15 protein-coding genes and 2 pseudogenes are annotated in these 14,355 nt (G+C 68.9%); 8 read left to right on the top strand and 9 right to left on the bottom strand.

What is annotated here, in order from left to right; genetic code table 11:
* The 3 genes from grpE to A9X05_RS23720 form a co-directional block, all read left to right on the top strand.
* Nucleotides 1-543 (top strand): nucleotide exchange factor GrpE (gene grpE / locus A9X05_RS23730; protein WP_231978460.1); only part of this gene is annotated, 543 nt, incomplete at its 5' end.
* Nucleotides 544-596: 53 nt separating this feature from the next.
* Nucleotides 597-1,775, top strand: coding sequence for a molecular chaperone DnaJ (gene dnaJ / locus A9X05_RS23725; RefSeq protein ID WP_067760011.1), 1,179 nt, complete (start codon nt 597-599; stop codon nt 1,773-1,775).
* A complete protein-coding gene (locus A9X05_RS23720) occupies nt 1,775-2,158 on the top strand; it encodes a heat shock protein transcriptional repressor HspR (protein WP_067268708.1) in 384 nt (127 codons plus the stop codon). Before dnaJ ends, A9X05_RS23720 begins: the two co-directional genes overlap by 1 nt.
* Before the next feature lie 3 nt (nt 2,159-2,161).
* On the opposite strand, the gene A9X05_RS23715 is transcribed toward A9X05_RS23720, so the two are convergent.
* The gene (locus A9X05_RS23715; RefSeq protein ID WP_067760014.1) at nt 2,162-2,749 is read right to left on the bottom strand and encodes a hypothetical protein; all 588 of its coding nucleotides are present in this window, start codon (nt 2,747-2,749) and stop codon (nt 2,162-2,164) included.
* 44 nt (nt 2,750-2,793) lie between these two features.
* Entirely contained in the window at nt 2,794-4,107 is a 1,314-nt protein-coding gene (locus A9X05_RS23710) for a putative toxin (RefSeq protein WP_067784377.1), read from the bottom strand.
* A gap of 81 nt (nt 4,108-4,188) precedes the next feature.
* Here A9X05_RS23710 and A9X05_RS23705 point away from each other — a divergent pair, with 81 nt between their 5' ends.
* A complete protein-coding gene (locus tag A9X05_RS23705; RefSeq protein ID WP_067784373.1) occupies nt 4,189-5,310 on the top strand; it encodes a hypothetical protein in 1,122 nt (373 codons plus the stop codon).
* Here the strand turns inward: A9X05_RS23705 and A9X05_RS23700 are convergent.
* The gene (locus tag A9X05_RS23700) at nt 5,285-5,575 is read right to left on the bottom strand and encodes a WXG100 family type VII secretion target (RefSeq protein WP_067784370.1); all 291 of its coding nucleotides are present in this window, start codon (nt 5,573-5,575) and stop codon (nt 5,285-5,287) included. The two genes, A9X05_RS23705 and A9X05_RS23700, sit on opposite strands and share 26 nt — an antisense overlap.
* A gap of 2 nt (nt 5,576-5,577) precedes the next feature.
* Nucleotides 5,578-5,892: a WXG100 family type VII secretion target gene (locus A9X05_RS23695; RefSeq protein ID WP_067760029.1), complete on the bottom strand. Its 315-nt coding sequence runs from the start codon at nt 5,890-5,892 to the stop codon at nt 5,578-5,580.
* Between the two features lie 23 nt (nt 5,893-5,915).
* Here A9X05_RS23695 and A9X05_RS23690 point away from each other — a divergent pair, with 23 nt between their 5' ends.
* Nucleotides 5,916-6,350, top strand: a complete 435-nt coding sequence (locus A9X05_RS23690; RefSeq protein ID WP_067760031.1) for a hypothetical protein — start codon at nt 5,916-5,918, stop codon at nt 6,348-6,350.
* A gap of 3 nt (nt 6,351-6,353) precedes the next feature.
* Here A9X05_RS23690 and A9X05_RS23685 read toward each other — a convergent pair whose 3' ends face one another.
* The 4 genes and pseudogenes from A9X05_RS23685 to A9X05_RS30085 all read right to left on the bottom strand — a co-directional run.
* A complete protein-coding gene (locus A9X05_RS23685) occupies nt 6,354-6,701 on the bottom strand; it encodes a YbaB/EbfC family nucleoid-associated protein (RefSeq protein WP_067760036.1) in 348 nt (115 codons plus the stop codon).
* Nucleotides 6,702-6,710: 9 nt separating this feature from the next.
* Nucleotides 6,711-7,613 (bottom strand): aldose 1-epimerase, encoded by a 903-nt coding sequence (locus A9X05_RS23680; protein WP_067760040.1) that lies wholly within the window; start codon nt 7,611-7,613, stop codon nt 6,711-6,713.
* Between the two features lie 2 nt (nt 7,614-7,615).
* The gene (locus tag A9X05_RS23675; RefSeq protein ID WP_067784365.1) at nt 7,616-8,788 is read right to left on the bottom strand and encodes an FAD-binding oxidoreductase; all 1,173 of its coding nucleotides are present in this window, start codon (nt 8,786-8,788) and stop codon (nt 7,616-7,618) included.
* A gap of 28 nt (nt 8,789-8,816) precedes the next feature.
* Nucleotides 8,817-9,791 (bottom strand): annotated as a pseudogene (locus A9X05_RS30085) (ABC transporter permease); the annotation flags it as partial.
* 98 nt (nt 9,792-9,889) lie between these two features.
* On the opposite strand from A9X05_RS30085, the gene A9X05_RS23670 reads away from it, so the two are divergent.
* Nucleotides 9,890-10,570, top strand: a complete 681-nt coding sequence (locus A9X05_RS23670) for a TetR family transcriptional regulator (RefSeq protein ID WP_082971052.1) — start codon at nt 9,890-9,892, stop codon at nt 10,568-10,570.
* A gap of 7 nt (nt 10,571-10,577) precedes the next feature.
* Here the strand turns inward: A9X05_RS23670 and A9X05_RS23665 are convergent, their stop codons facing one another.
* Nucleotides 10,578-10,994 (bottom strand): DUF3060 domain-containing protein, encoded by a 417-nt coding sequence (locus tag A9X05_RS23665; protein WP_082971051.1) that lies wholly within the window; start codon nt 10,992-10,994, stop codon nt 10,578-10,580.
* Nucleotides 10,995-11,118: 124 nt separating this feature from the next.
* Between A9X05_RS23665 and clpB the strand changes: the two genes are divergently transcribed.
* Both clpB and A9X05_RS23655 read left to right on the top strand, forming a co-directional pair.
* Entirely contained in the window at nt 11,119-13,665 is a 2,547-nt protein-coding gene (clpB, locus tag A9X05_RS23660; protein ID WP_067760055.1) for an ATP-dependent chaperone ClpB, read from the top strand.
* 152 nt (nt 13,666-13,817) lie between these two features.
* Nucleotides 13,818-14,355, top strand: a pseudogene (locus A9X05_RS23655) (hypothetical protein); the annotation flags it as partial.

The following is a 14,355-nucleotide window of genomic DNA, read 5'->3' as shown; positions in this document are numbered from 1 at the left end:
GGCTCGGAGCCGGGAGAGGCCGCGCCGGGCGACTTCGCGGGTGAATCACCCGAGGAGGCCGGCAAGGCCGCCGAACTTTTGGGCGACCTGCAACGGGTCCAGGCGGACTTCGCCAACTACCGCAAGCGCGCGCTGCGCGACCAGCAGGCCGCCGCGGACCGGGCCAAGGCCGGCGTCGTCAGCCAATTGCTGGGCGTGCTCGACGATCTCGAGCGGGCGCGTAAGCACGGCGACCTGGAGTCCGGCCCGCTGAAGTCGGTGGCCGACAAGCTGACCGGCGCGTTGACCGGGCTGGGCCTGGTCGCGTTCGGCGAGGAAGGCGAGGACTTCGACCCGGTGTTGCACGAAGCGGTGCAGCACGAGGGCGACGGCGGCGACGGCTCCAAACCGGTGATCGGCACGGTCATGCGGCAGGGTTACAAACTGGGCGACCAGGTCCTGCGGCACGCCCTGGTCGGGGTCATCGACACGGTGGCCGACGAGGGCGCTCCGGCGGCCGCGCCGGTCGAATCGGGCGATAACCCCGGCGCATCCGGTGAATAGACCACACAATCAGCACAACAACAGAACTCCAAAGGTGAAGGGGGTGACGCGACATGGCCCAGCGTGAATGGGTCGAAAAGGACTTCTACAAGGAGCTGGGCGTCTCCTCTGACGCCAGTCCCGAAGAGATCAAACGCGCATACCGGAAGCTGGCGCGCGACCTGCATCCGGACGCCAATCCCGACAATCCGGCCGCCGGCGAGCGATTCAAGGCGGTCTCGGAAGCGCACAACGTGTTGTCGGATCCGGCGAAGCGCAAGGAGTACGACGAGACCCGCCGCCTGTTCGCGGGCGGCGGTTTCGGCGGTCGCCGGTTCGACACCGGCGGCTTCGGTGGCTTCAACGTCGGTGGCGACGGCGCCGAGTTCAACCTCAACGATTTGTTCGATGCCGCCGGCCGCAGCGGCGGAACCAACATCGGTGACCTGTTCGGCGGCCTGTTCGGGCGCGGCGCCGGGGCCCGTCCCAGCCGGCCACGACGCGGCAACGACCTGGAGACCGAGACGCAGCTGGACTTCGTCGAGGCCGCCAAGGGTGTGGCCATGCCGTTGCGGCTGACCAGCCCGGCGCCGTGCACCAACTGCCACGGCAGCGGCGCGCGGCCGGGCACCAGCCCCAAGGTGTGCCCCACCTGCAACGGCTCCGGCGTGATCAGCCGCAACCAGGGCGCGTTCGGCTTCTCCGAACCGTGCACCGATTGCCGGGGCAGCGGCTCGATCATCGAGCACCCCTGCGACGAGTGCAAGGGCACCGGGGTCACCACCCGGACCCGCACCATCAACGTGCGGATCCCGCCGGGCGTCGAGGACGGGCAACGCATCCGGCTGCCCGGGCAGGGCGAGGCGGGCCTGCGCGGGGCCCCGTCGGGCGACCTGTACGTGACGGTACATGTGCGGCCGGACAACGTGTTTGGCCGCGACGGTGATGACCTCACCGTGACCGTCCCCGTCAGCTTCGCCGAGTTGGCTTTGGGCTCAACGATTTCGGTGCCCACGCTGGACGGCAAGGTCGGCGTGCGGGTGCCCAAGGGCACGTCCGACGGACGCATCCTGCGGGTGCGTGGTCGGGGCGTTCCCAAGCGCAGCGGCGGCAACGGGGACCTGCTGGTCACCGTCAAGGTCGCCGTGCCGCCCAACGTCGAGGGCGCCGCGGCGGAGGCGCTGGAGGCGTACGCGGCCGCCGAGCGGGCCAGTGGGTTCGACCCGCGAGCGGGATGGGCGGGTAACCGCTGATGGCCAAGAATTCACGGGAGGAATCCCGGACGTTCCTGATCTCGGTGGCCGCCGAGCTGGCCGGCATGCACGCCCAGACCCTGCGCACCTACGATCGCCTCGGCCTGGTCAGTCCGCGCCGCACTTCCGGTGGGGGACGGCGGTATTCGGAGCACGACGTCGACCTCCTGCGTGAGGTGCAGCGGCTGTCCCAGGACGAGGGCGTCAACCTGGCCGGCATCAAACGCATAATCGAGCTGACCAACCAGGTCGAGGCCTTGCAGGCGCGGGTGAAGGAGTTGACCGAGGAGCTGGCGCAGGTGCGCGCCGGCCAGCGCCGCGACCTGGCGGTGGTGCCCAAGAGCACCGCCGTGGTGGTCTGGCAGCCGCGCAGAGGCCGTTAGCCTTCAGTCCTCGGGCAGTTTGTCGAGGGTTTTGCGGGCTTCCTTGCGGAAGATCTCGTGCTCGTCGTCGAGGTATTTCGCGACGGCGTCGCGCACACCCGTAGCGCGTTGACGCACCAGCGCCTTCATGGCCGGGATGCGGGAGGCCGGATACGGAAGCTGGCTCACCGCTAGCTCTTTCGCCTCCTCGGTCTTGATTTGGCCGATCCATTCCACCAGCAGCGATTTGGTGGGAAAGTCGCGCTCGGAGCGAATCAGGGCGGCGATACGCGGGAAGTCGGAGCGCTCGCAAATTTTGGCCAGCGCGAAGCCGGCGGCTTCGAGTTCCAGGTTGCTGAGCGGAGGCTCGATGTTGAACTGATCAAACAGGACGTCTACGGCGGCGCGGTTTCCTTTGGCGTGCTTAGTGATCAGGTTACGGATCAGTCCGGCACGCCACGCCCGGCGGTCCTCATTACGAGGAACGCGTTCATCGAGGTGTTGCAGCCAGTCCACGACGATTGGCACCGCCTGCGGATAGTCGTTGGGTGAGTTCACCAATTCCCAGACTGTGTCTTCGGGGATGCCTGCGGCGTCGAGTTCCCGTTTCATCGCCTGCTCGGATTCCGGCCAAGTAGCGGGGTCGCCTGGTGATCTCATGAGAGGTTGATGCTTTGATCGATCTCCACGTTCAACCCCGGGTAGTCCGTTCGCAAGGTGTCCTCCACGCTGCCGACGTTGGTGCGGCCTTTGTCCACCACGATGACCAACTTGTAGCCGTTGTCCCGTGCCCACTGTGCCATGTCCCGGATCTGCCGCGTGGCGTCCAGCTTCTGCACGTTCTTCACCTCGCGCACCACGTGATTGCGGTCATCGATCTCATCCGGAATTCGTGTTCTGATCGCGCCTGTCTGCGGGTCGGTCACACGAATCGGTCGCTTGGCGTCTTGGTCGATGCCGGCGAGTTGTTCGGCGCGGCGGCCCTTGAGGCGGTTATCGTTGACCCGTTGCGTCGGAGTCGGATCCACCCGTCGTGGCACCAGGGTGAGCAGCGTCTTCACCGTAGGCAACGCGGCGTTCATGGCGGTGGTGGCCGACGTCAGGTCCGTCATCGAGGTGGTGGCCGTGGTCCGCAGCGCCGTGTTCAGCCCGTTGATCTGGGTGACCGCCGTCGCGATGAACGTCCGCTTGATGGCCTCGGTGATGAGGTGCAGTTGCGGCGGATAACCGTCCAGGATCTTGACGATCAGATCGAGGCTGCGGACGACGAAGGCCATGTCGTCCTTGACCGATTTGAGCTTGTCCCCGTAGTCCTTGGCCGCGCGCGACAGGTCCCCGCACGCGCCGGCGATGTCGGTGCTGACGACGCGCGCCTCATTGAGCCGGTCGACGACGAACGCGATCTCCGCCGCCTCGACGTCGACGATGAGCCGCTGCTCCTCTGGTGAGGGCTGGTCGTCGATGTGCACCAGGTCGTGCCCGAACGTCTCCCACGCCGACCCGACCGCATGCACCCGGTCGGGGTGCCCGTCGGGCCAGCCGTCGGTGATCTGACCACGCACCAGGTCCCAGTGCGGCGGTTCCGGATCGCCGCCCCCGGCGACCGAGCCGACATCGACCGCCGCGTCGATGTAGGTTCCGGCGGACTGGCCCGGCGGCGTGATCGGCGCCCCAAAGGCGTCGCGCTGGTTGAGGGTGGACGCCTCTTCGGTCTCGTCGTGGTTGATGCCGTCCTGGCGCAACAGGGTACCGAGGTTGTCGAAGACGTTGACCAGCCGGAAGGAGACCTGGCCGGCCTCGTCGGCGGCGGTGTCGAAGGCCGCCGCCCACTGCGGGCCGACCCCGTGCGTCCCGGCGGCGTTGGCTGCCTGGACGCCGGCGAGTTTGCGCAACGCGGCGGCGGCGTGGTCGCTGTTCTCCTTGTAGGCAGCGGCCGCGTCGTAGAACAATTCCGGATCGACGTCCGTCACTCCCCGCCCCGCTCTCCCACCGGCGAACCGATTCTATGGCAGCCTGGGATTTCGCGTTTACACCCGGAAAGGGGCCACCTCATGTCGTATGACCTGACGGTCTACGCGGCCGGCAGCGTCGACGACGAGGAGTTGGAGGCGATCGTCGAATCCGTCCCCGGGCTGTCGATCGGGGACAGCGGGGACGGTGAGGTCACCGTGGTGCGCGGCAAAGACGACACCTATGCATTCACCGTGTTCGGGCCCCACGAGATCGAGCCCGAGGACGTGCCCGACGACGTCGTGCCCTACCTTCTCGAGCCGGCCATCAGCTGGCAGATCAGCGTGGAGGGCAGCGACCCGGCCGAGGTCCGGCCGGCGCGGCGGTTCGCCAAGGCGTTGGCCGTCGCCGCGGGGGGAGTGGCGGTCGACGAACAGACCGAGGACATCCTCGGTGCCCGAGGGGCTCGCAAGGCCAGCCGACCCAACAGCGAGTTGATCCGAGTCCTCAAGCTTGATTGGTACTCGCCGGTGTCGGCGCCCAACGCCCCGACGCTCTGGCTCGAACTCGCGAGAAAGCTCCTCCCCGAGGCCCTTCCGCGCCGCTTCGGCGAATCGGACCCGCTGCGTTACCGACTAGACCGCGACGGTGACGCCCGGTTCGTGGACGTCTATTCCGATGTGGCGCGGTTCAAGGCGACGTTCCCCTGCCTCGAGGGCGGGCTCTTCCCGAAAGAGTGGGGCGGTGTCTGCGTCGACACTCTGTGGATTGTGGCCGAGCCGCTGGACGACCCGCGCTGGCGAAACTCCGTGCGCCGGTTCTTCGTCGAGTTCGCCCGCCGGCGCGGCAGCGTGCTGGCTACCGGCGAGGTGCTGCGCAACCACAAGCTCTCCGGGCCGACCGACGTCAACAAGGACGTCAGCGGCCTGTTGCGCGGGGCGGACGGGATACTCGGTCTACCGTCCCACCCGATCTGGTGGATCTGGTTCGGCACCGAGTACCTTTCGATCGTCCGCGAATATCTGCCGTCCGAGGGCACCACGTTCTACGACGAGGGGGCGCTTTTCGCCGCCACCGAGGAGCCCACGGACCGCGGCCAGCTTGCGGCGTTGCCCGATCCGTTTCCGAAAAGCCTACGGGTCGGCGAGATTCCGCCGGAATACGGGCCGCCGAACAGCCCGACCAATACGCCGGCCGCTATCCGCCCCACATCGCGGTGTTGACCTCGGCGTTGTGGGTGTAGTTGCGGTGCGCGATGTGCGCGTTGAGGTGCATGTCGAACACCTGCTCGCTCGCCTCGTCCGCCCAGCGCTGCCAGTGCTGCACCCGCTCGAGAAAGACGTCGAACCCCACGCCCTCCCACGTGCCCTGCAGGCCTTGCAGATCCTTGGCCACCTCGGACAGTCGGTCCTTCATCACGAGGCAGAACTGGCGCATCGCGTCGGCCGCGTCCACCAGTTCGTCCTCGTTGACGGTGCGTCGGGCCATGATTACACCCCCGGGGGTTCGAGGGCTCGAAAGGCGTTGGCCCCGTTGGTTTCCATCTGCGCGTAGGCATTGGCGGCCGCCGACAGCGATTCCCCGATCCAGCGCAGGTCGGCGAGCATGGCTTCGCATTCTTCGTCGATGTCCGACCAGACTTTGAGGTATGCCGTGGCCGCCTGACCCGTCCAGGTGCGGCCAAGGTCGCCCATCTGCGTTCCCAATTTGCGCCGCAGGCCCTCGATCTCGTCCGCCGCGCCGGTGGTGTCCCTGGATGCGCGGGTCAGCTCGGCACAGTAGACGCGCAGCTCGTTGGCCCCCATGGTGAGCAGGCTACCCTCGGCGCATGGGTTGGCGCGACACAGTGACGGAGCTGGCGCAGGCCGACCTGGACGGCCTGGTCGACGCCGCGGTCACCTTCGCGGCCGAGCGTATCGCCGCGGCGGGCGAGTTCCTGCCGTTCGCGCTGGCCGTGTCCGCTCAGGGTCAGCGCCAGGCCGTCCAGCCGAACTACCCGCGCGGCCGGGATCTACGGGTGGCCGAGCAGCTCGCCGCCCAGTGGCGCGGGCTCATCGAGGTGAAGGACTCGCTGCGCGCCGCAGTGGTGGCGGTGAACGTGACGCTGACCGAACAGCACCGGGACGGCATCGAGCTCACCGCCGAGCACCGCGAGGGCGTGGCGATCGGATTGATCTTCCCCTACACGCTGGACGCGGCGGGCCGGTTGGCGCTGGAGACGCCGTCCGCTCACCGGGCGGAGCGCCGCGTCTGGGTCGCGTGAGCGCTACGTCGGCGGCGGCAGGTCCCTGAGCTTCGCCAGCGCGTCGGCGACCCGGGTCTCCAGGTCGACAATGTCCTCGTCCGCCCACTCGTCGGCGAATTCAGTTGCCTCGCCGATTGCTTCGTTGATTCGCCTGGTCACCTCCTGGGCGCCCAGGGCCAGTATGTCGGGATCGATGACCAGGCCGGTCAGGCGCAGGTGGCCGTTCATGGTCACCTCGACCGTGCCGGTCTGGTCGCTGACCACGATCGCCACCCGTTGCATCCGACGGACCTGTTCGTCGAGAAGCGCTATGACCGCCTGGAAGTGCTCGGTCATCCTCCCGATTTGGGGGTGGGTCGGGTCGGACATGGCGAATCCCTATGCGTGAATCGAGAATTGGGAGACCGCGGGCTCGCCCGGCCGCGCGCAGCGGTAGCCGCCGCGGCGCAGCGCGTCGGTCGGCGCGGTCATCGGCTCGAAGCAGACGATCCGCGTCGCGGGGTCGTCGCCGGTGGGCGCGAAGATCTGCGTGGCCGGATACCCGCTTTCGAAGCGCACCTCGATGCGGCGGCCGCCGCCGGAGACCGCGAACACCGCGCCGTCGGGCACCTCGTCGTAGGCATCGTCGAAAGCCTTGTCTCCCAAGGATTCCGAGAGGGCCGGCTGAGGTTCGGATTCGCCGGTGGGCAGCCCAACGTCGTCGAGGAGCAGGTGTCGCAGCGGCGGGGCCTCGATCACCCACTCGGCGCGCGGGATGTCGGGCAGCTGCAGGTAGGGGTGAAAGCCGAAGCACAGCGGGACGGCGCGGTCGCCGGTGGCGGTCACCGTGGTGCGCACCGTCAGTGTCCGCTCGGCCAGCCGCACCGCCACCGTCAGCACATGCGGGTAGGGAAAGCTGGCCAGCAATCGCGGATCGGCGGCGAAGTCCAACTCGGCCACCAATTCGTCGGCCGACTCCGCCGTCACCCGCCAGCCCGGGTAGGCGGCGAGCACGCCGTGGATCGGCAGGCCGTTGGGATCGGCGCGAACCCCGTTGTCGCCCGGTGTCAGCGTCGTCGTCACGCCTTGCGCGGTATAGCTGTTGGCGCCCAGGCGGTTTGCCCAGGGATACAGGATCGGGATCCCCATCGTCTTGCCATTGGCCACATAGGCGTCCAGCCCGCGCCGTTGCCCCAACAGCTCCACGCCGGCGTCGCTGAGCGAGGTTCCGATCATGCCCGCCCCGGGCACGAACTCGGCGGTCAGCGCCGATGCCTGGTCGCGCAGGGTGACGACGCGCATGCCTACCTCCACAGTGGGTCGTGCTGAATGTGTTCAGGCGGAGCGCCTTTGGCGATCAGCGCGGCTTTGGTGGCCCGCACCATCGCCGGCCCGCCGCAGATCAGGATCTGCCGGTCGCCCCACCCGCCGTACTTGGTCACCACGTCGGGGAGCCGGCCGGTTTGGCGCACATGCAGTCCGCGTGGCGGCGTGCAGTCGGGATAGTCGGCGGCCCACGCCGGGTCGGCGCTGTATTCGGATACCGGCGAGACCGACAGCCACGGGTTGTGCGATGCCACCTGCCACAGGGTCGGCAGGTCGTAGAGCTCGCAGCGGTAGCGGGCGCCGAAGAACAGGTGCACGCGCGGGTTCACGGCGTATCGGCTGAGGTCCATGATCAGCGCGCGCAGGGGCGCCAGGCCGGTGCTGCCGGCGACCATCAGCACGTCGCCGCCGTCCCGGTCCACCCGCAGGCCGCCGTGCGGGCTGGACAGCCGCCACCGGTCGCCTGGCCGCGTCTCGTTGACGATGGCGGTGCTGACCAGGCCGCCGGGCACCACGCGGACGTGGAACTCGATGCCGCCGCCCGGGTCCGCCGGGATGGCGGGGGACAGGTAGCGCCAGCGCCGCGGGCACTGCGGGACGTGGGCGTTGACGTACTGGCCGGCGTGATAGTCCATCGGGCGGTCGAGCTGCAGCCGGACCACGGCGAGGTCGCGGGACACCCGCATGTGCTCGATCACCGTGCCGTCCCACCAGGCGGGGCCCTCCTCGGCGTCGGCCGCGCCCCGCATCACCCCGGTGATCAGGTTGAGCGACTGGGTCGCGGCCTCGGCGACGGCGTCGGTCCAGGCGTCGCCGAGGTGAGTCCGCAGCGACGAGAACAACGCCTGCCGCAGCGTGTCGTAATGCTGCGGCAGCACACCGTATTTGCGGTGATCCCGGCCGAGCTGGGCGAGGAAGGCCACCGGTTCCTGGGCTTGCTGGTCGACGAGTTCGCCGTACACCCAGCGCAGGGCGTGGGCGAAAGCGGTGCGCTGATCACCCATTTCGGGCGGGAACAGGTCGCGCACCGAGACGTCGAGGCCGAACCACTGGGTGTAGAACCGCCGGACCAGCTCGTTGTCGGGCCCGGCCTCGCCCTGGGCGAAGGCGTCGCGCAGCACCCGCAACGCGTCGGTGTCCTCGAGCCCCACGGGGCCCGATTCTAGGCGCGCGCGCGCCGGCAATCCCGATCAGCACGGCCCCGGCGGCCACCCAGCAGCACAGCACGACGCCGGCCGTGGTCGCCCCGGCACCGGAGAAGAACGCCGTCGATCGCAGCAACGTGGCGTTGGCCCCTTGCGGCAGCAGCTGGCCCAGCGCGCCCCACCCGGACGGCAACATCTCCGGGGCGCTCATCAGTCCCGACAGCGGGTTGCCCAGCAGCATGGCGACCGCGACCGCGCTGCTCAGGCCGACCCGGCCGAACAGCGTGCCCAGCGCCAGCGTCGGCAACGTCATCGCCAATGTGCCCAGCGTGAGCCCGGCGGCCACGCCCCAGAAATTTTGATCGACCGACCCGAGCACGTAGCGCAGCAACACCGCGACGGTCGCCGCGGCCGCGACCGAAAATGCGCTTGCGACAGCGAAATTCAGCCAGGGTCGGCGCGGAAATGCCAGCAACAGCACGATGGCGGGCAGGATTCCGGCCAGGGTGATCGGCAGCGCGGATGCGGCCAGGCCTGCGCCGCGCGGGTCGTCGGCCGGCAGCGGGGCCAGGTCTTCGGTGCGCAAGGGCGCGCCCGTGCGTTGCGCGACGCGGTCGCCGATCTGCGTCAGCAGTTGTGCCACGGTCGGGCTCGCCCCGGATGCGAGCAGCAGGGTGGGGCCCTTGGGGGTGACCACCAGGCCGCCGTAGCCGTCGCGGTTGCGGATCGCCGACCGCAGCGCGGCCTCGTCCGGGTAGGTGGTCACGGTGAAGCCGCCCGGAGCGGCGGTATCGAGCTGGCTGTTGATCAGCCCGGTTACCAGGCCGGGCCCCACCAGGCCGATCGGAATGTGGTGTGGCTTCGAGCGTGCCGCCGGCAGCGCGAAGGCGACGCAGATGATGGCCACCGCGACGGTCATCGCCGCGACGATTCCCGTAGCACGCAAGAGTGGCAGCGCCGGACGGGAGTGTGCCGGACGGCCGTGCTGGGGAAGCGACTGCGTGATCATGCGCTACCTCCTTTTCATCAACAGATGAAATATGACGTTCGCAGCGTAACGGCCGTGTTCGATATTTTCAACGACTAGTGAAATGATACGGTCGTCCTATGCCGCCACCTGCCGCTTCCCCCGCGGGCGCGAAAAGAGCGCCCGGCGCCGGAGGCACCCAGAAACGTAGGGGGCGCCGCCAGGGCGAGCCGGTCTCCAAGGACGTGGTGCTCCGAGCGGCCAAGCGGCGGTTCGCCGCGCAGGGTTTCGAGAAGACGACGCTGCGTCAGATCGCGGACGACGCACACGTGGACGCCGCGATGGTGCTGTACCTGTTCGGTTCCAAGGCCGAGCTGTTCCGTGAGTCGATGCGGCTGATCCTGGACGGCGACGTGCTGGTCGCCGCGATGACCGACGGCCCACGCGAGGACGTCGGCGTGCGGTTGGTGCGGGCCTACCTGCGGATCTGGGAAGAGCCGGAAACCGGCCCGACCATGGTCGCCATGCTGCACTCGGCGATGCTGAACTCCGATGCGTACGAGGCCTTCCGCGAGTTCATGCGCGGCTACGTGATGGCGGCCATCTCCGGCGTCCTGGGCGAGGGGCCCGACACGGTGCTGCGGGCCAACCTGGCGGGGACCAACCTGGTGGGCACCGCGTTGTTCCGCTACGTGATGCGGGTGGGGCCGCTTGCCGAGCTGCGCACCGACGAGGTCGTCGCGCTGATCGCGCCGAGCGTGCAGCGCTATCTCACCGGCGACGCGGACGAACTCGACCTGCCGGCGGCCTATCGCCCGTGACCCGGGCTCAGCCCTGCTTGACGGTGTTGGCCGCCCCGGCGTTGGCGACGTTGGGTGAACCCCAGTGGTACGTCACCGCGTTGCCGGTTCCGGAGGTGCTCACCGCGTCCGTGCTGTCGACCGCGACGCGGTTGCCGTGGCCGGAGACGCTGACGCTGGTGCAGTGGCCGGTGACGGTGACAGTGTTGGTCTGACCGCTGACCGAGAGGTAGCCGCCGTGGCAGCGGACGGTCTTCGTCGTGCCCGTCCCGTTGACCTGCAACGTTCCGGCCTCGGGGACGGTGGCCGACGGGCCGTCGGCACCCAGGTCGGTGCGGAATCCGGCGACGGCCAGCCCCGCCAGCGCGAGTCCGCCGACCACGATGGCAAGCCTGAAGGCGCGGCGCCCATCGGTCCGCTCCTGGTGTGGTTCTGTCTGCGTCATCGTTACCCGGGTACCCGGTGCACCGTAGTGCTCAAAACTCGTTAGAGTTGAGCGGAACACACTCAACCTTGACGACGTTGAACATCGCGACAAGCATTTTCCCTACGTACCGAACGGAGGCGTCGTGGACTCTTTCAACCCGACAACCAAGACGCAAGCGGCGCTGACCTCGGCGCTCCAGGCGGCCTCGGCCGCCGGTAACCCCGAGATCCGGCCCGCGCACCTGCTGATGGCCCTGCTGACGCAGGCCGACGGGATCGCGGGGCCGCTGCTGGAGGCTGTCGGCGTCCAGCCCGCGACCATCCGCGCCGAGGCCGAGCGCCTGGTCGAGCGGCTGCCGCAGGCCAGCGGCGCCAGCTCGCAGCCCCAGCTGTCGCGCGAATCGCTGGCCGCCATCACCACCGCGCAGCAGCTGGCGACCGAGATGGACGACGAGTACGTCTCCACCGAGCACCTGCTGGTCGGCCTGGCCACGGGAGATTCCGACGTGGCCAAGCTGCTGACCGGCCACGGCGCGTCGCCGCAGGCGCTGCGCGACGGCTTCGTCAAGGTGCGCGGTAGCGCCCGCGTCACCAGCCCCGAGCCGGAGGCCACCTACCAGGCGCTGGAGAAGTACTCGACCGACCTGACCGCGCGCGCCCGCGAGGGCAAGCTCGACCCGGTCATCGGGCGCGACAACGAGATCCGCCGCGTCGTGCAGGTGCTGAGCCGGCGCACCAAGAACAACCCCGTGCTGATCGGCGAGCCCGGCGTCGGCAAGACCGCGATCGTGGAGGGCCTGGCCCAGCGCATCGTGGCCGGCGACGTACCGGAGAGCCTGCGCGACAAGACCGTCATCAGCCTGGACCTGGGCTCGATGGTGGCCGGCGCCAAGTACCGCGGCGAATTCGAGGAGCGGCTCAAGGCCGTCCTCGACGACATCAAGAACTCCGCCGGCCAGATCATCACGTTCATCGACGAGCTGCACACGATCGTCGGCGCGGGCGCGACCGGCGAGGGCGCGATGGACGCCGGCAACATGATCAAGCCGATGCTGGCCCGCGGCGAGCTGCGGCTGGTCGGCGCCACCACGCTCGACGAGTACCGCAAGTACATCGAGAAGGACGCCGCCCTGGAGCGGCGCTTCCAGCAGGTGCTGGTCGGCGAGCCGTCGGTGGAGGACACCGTCGGCATCCTGCGCGGCCTGAAGGACCGCTACGAGGTGCACCACGGGGTGCGCATCACCGACTCGGCCCTGGTGGCCGCGGCGACGCTGTCCGACCGCTACATCACCGCGCGCTTCCTGCCCGACAAGGCCATCGACCTGGTCGACGAGGCCGCCTCGCGCTTGAAGATGGAGATCGACTCGCGGCCCGTCGAAATCGACGAGGTCGAGCGCCTGGTGCGCCGCCTCGAGATCGAGGAGATGGCGCTGGCCAAGGAGGAGGACGAGGCGTCCAAGGAGCGGCTGGAGAAGCTGCGCTCCGAGCTGGCCGACCAGAAGGAGAAGCTGGCCGAGCTCACCACCCGCTGGCAGAACGAGAAGAGCGCGATCGACGTGGTCCGCGAGCTCAAGGAGCAGCTGGAGGCGTTGCGCGGGGAGTCCGAGCGCGCCGAGCGCGACGGCGATCTGGCCAAGGCCGCCGAACTGCGCTACGGGCGCATCCCCGAGGTCGAGAAGAAGCTCGACGCGGCGCTGCCCCAGGCCGAGGCGCGCGAGAACGTGATGCTCAAGGAGGAGGTCGGGCCCGACGACATCGCGGAGGTGGTGTCGGCGTGGACCGGCATCCCCGCCGGGCGGATGCTCGAGGGCGAGACCGCCAAGCTGCTGCGCATGGAAGACGAGCTGGGCAAGCGCGTCATCGGCCAGAAGCGTGCGGTGACGGCCGTGTCCGACGCGGTGCGTCGCAGCCGGGCCGGGGTGGCCGACCCCAACCGGCCGACCGGGTCGTTCATGTTCCTCGGGCCGACCGGTGTCGGTAAGACCGAGCTGGCCAAGGCGCTGGCGGAGTTCCTGTTCGACGACGAGCGCGCGATGGTCCGCATCGACATGAGCGAGTACGGCGAGAAGCACTCGGTCGCCCGGCTCGTCGGCGCCCCGCCCGGCTACATCGGTTACGACCAGGGCGGCCAGCTGACCGAGGCGGTGCGGCGGCGCCCGTACACGGTGATCCTGTTCGACGAGATCGAAAAGGCGCACCCGGACGTGTTCGACGTGCTGCTGCAGGTGCTCGACGAGGGCCGGTTGACGGATGGTCAGGGCCGCACGGTCGACTTCCGCAACACCATCCTGATCCTGACGTCCAACCTCGGGTCGGGCGGCAGCGAGGAGCAGGTGATGGCCGCGGTGCGCTCGGCGTTCAAGCCGGAGTTCATCAACCGGCTCGACGACGTGATCATCTTCCACGGCCTCGAGCCCGGCGAGCTGGTGTCGATCGTCGACATCCAGCTGGCCCAGCTGCAGAAGCGGCTGGCGCAGCGTCGGCTGACGCTGGAGGTGTCGCTGCCGGCCAAGCAGTGGCTGGCCCAGCGCGGGTTCGACCCGGTGTACGGCGCGCGGCCGTTGCGCCGGCTGGTGCAGCAGGCCATCGGCGACCAGTTGGCCAAGCTGCTGCTGGCCGGTGACATTCACGACGGCGACACCGTGCCGGTGAACGTCAGCCCGGACGGCGATTCGCTGATCCTGGGCTGATGCTGCTCGAACGTCGACTTGTTGTGGGCATTTCATCCGAAAGAGCCCAACAAGTCGACGTTCGGCGCATCAGTGGAGTGTTTGGTCCTGTGACTGGGTTGTGACCGACCGGACTTATTTATTCCGGAGCAAATGCGGATACCCTGTGTGGGATGGTCCCCCTTTGGTTCACGCTCTCCGCGCTGTGCTTCGTCGGCGCGGGCGTGTTGCTGTACGTCGACCTCGATCGACGCCGCGGACGCAGCAGGCGCCGCAAATCCTGGGCGCGGTCGCACGGGTTCGACTATGAGCGGGAATCGGCCGACATCCTCAAGCGCTGGAAGCGCGGTGTCATCTCGACGGTCGGCGACATCGCCGCCGAGAACGTCGTGCTGGGTCAGATCCGCGGCGAGGCGGTGTACATCTTCGACCTCGAGGAAGTCGCCACCGTGATCGCGCTGCACCGCAAGGTGGGCACCAACGTCGTGGTGGACCTGCGGCTCAAGGGGCTCAAAGAGCCACGGGAGAGCGACATTTGGCTGCTGGGCGCGATCGGCCCGCGGATGGTGTACTCCACCAACCTGGACGCCGCCCGGCGGGCCTGCGACCGCCGCATGGTCACCTTCGCGCACACCGCCCCGGACTCCGCCGAGATCATGTGGAACGAGCAGAACTGGACGCTGGTCGCCATGCCCATCACCAGCACCCGCA

The sequence above is a fragment of the Mycobacterium sp. E3298 genome, assembly GCF_001666895.1.
In the GTDB taxonomy this organism is placed as follows: Bacteria; Actinomycetota; Actinomycetes; order Mycobacteriales; family Mycobacteriaceae; genus Mycobacterium.
This window is presented reverse-complemented; position numbering and strand designations above follow the sequence as displayed.

Bases quoted from the DNA above. Each gene is read 5' to 3' on its own strand.
- dnaJ (WP_067760011.1), top strand. From the start codon at position 597: ATGGCCCAGCGTGAATGGGTCGAAAAGGACTTCTACAAGGAGCTGGGC.
- A9X05_RS23720 (WP_067268708.1), top strand. From the start codon at position 1,775: ATGGCCAAGAATTCACGGGAGGAATCCCGGACGTTCCTGATCTCGGTG.
- A9X05_RS23715 (WP_067760014.1), bottom strand. From the start codon at position 2,749: ATGAAACGGGAACTCGACGCCGCAGGCATCCCCGAAGACACAGTCTGG.
- A9X05_RS23705 (WP_067784373.1), top strand. From the start codon at position 4,189: ATGTCGTATGACCTGACGGTCTACGCGGCCGGCAGCGTCGACGACGAG.
- A9X05_RS23700 (WP_067784370.1), bottom strand. From the start codon at position 5,575: ATGGCCCGACGCACCGTCAACGAGGACGAACTGGTGGACGCGGCCGAC.
- A9X05_RS23695 (WP_067760029.1), bottom strand. From the start codon at position 5,892: ATGGGGGCCAACGAGCTGCGCGTCTACTGTGCCGAGCTGACCCGCGCA.
- A9X05_RS23690 (WP_067760031.1), top strand. From the start codon at position 5,916: ATGGGTTGGCGCGACACAGTGACGGAGCTGGCGCAGGCCGACCTGGAC.
- A9X05_RS23685 (WP_067760036.1), bottom strand. From the start codon at position 6,701: ATGTCCGACCCGACCCACCCCCAAATCGGGAGGATGACCGAGCACTTC.
- A9X05_RS23680 (WP_067760040.1), bottom strand. From the start codon at position 7,613: ATGCGCGTCGTCACCCTGCGCGACCAGGCATCGGCGCTGACCGCCGAG.
- A9X05_RS23670 (WP_082971052.1), top strand. From the start codon at position 9,890: ATGCCGCCACCTGCCGCTTCCCCCGCGGGCGCGAAAAGAGCGCCCGGC.
- A9X05_RS23665 (WP_082971051.1), bottom strand. From the start codon at position 10,994: ATGACGCAGACAGAACCACACCAGGAGCGGACCGATGGGCGCCGCGCC.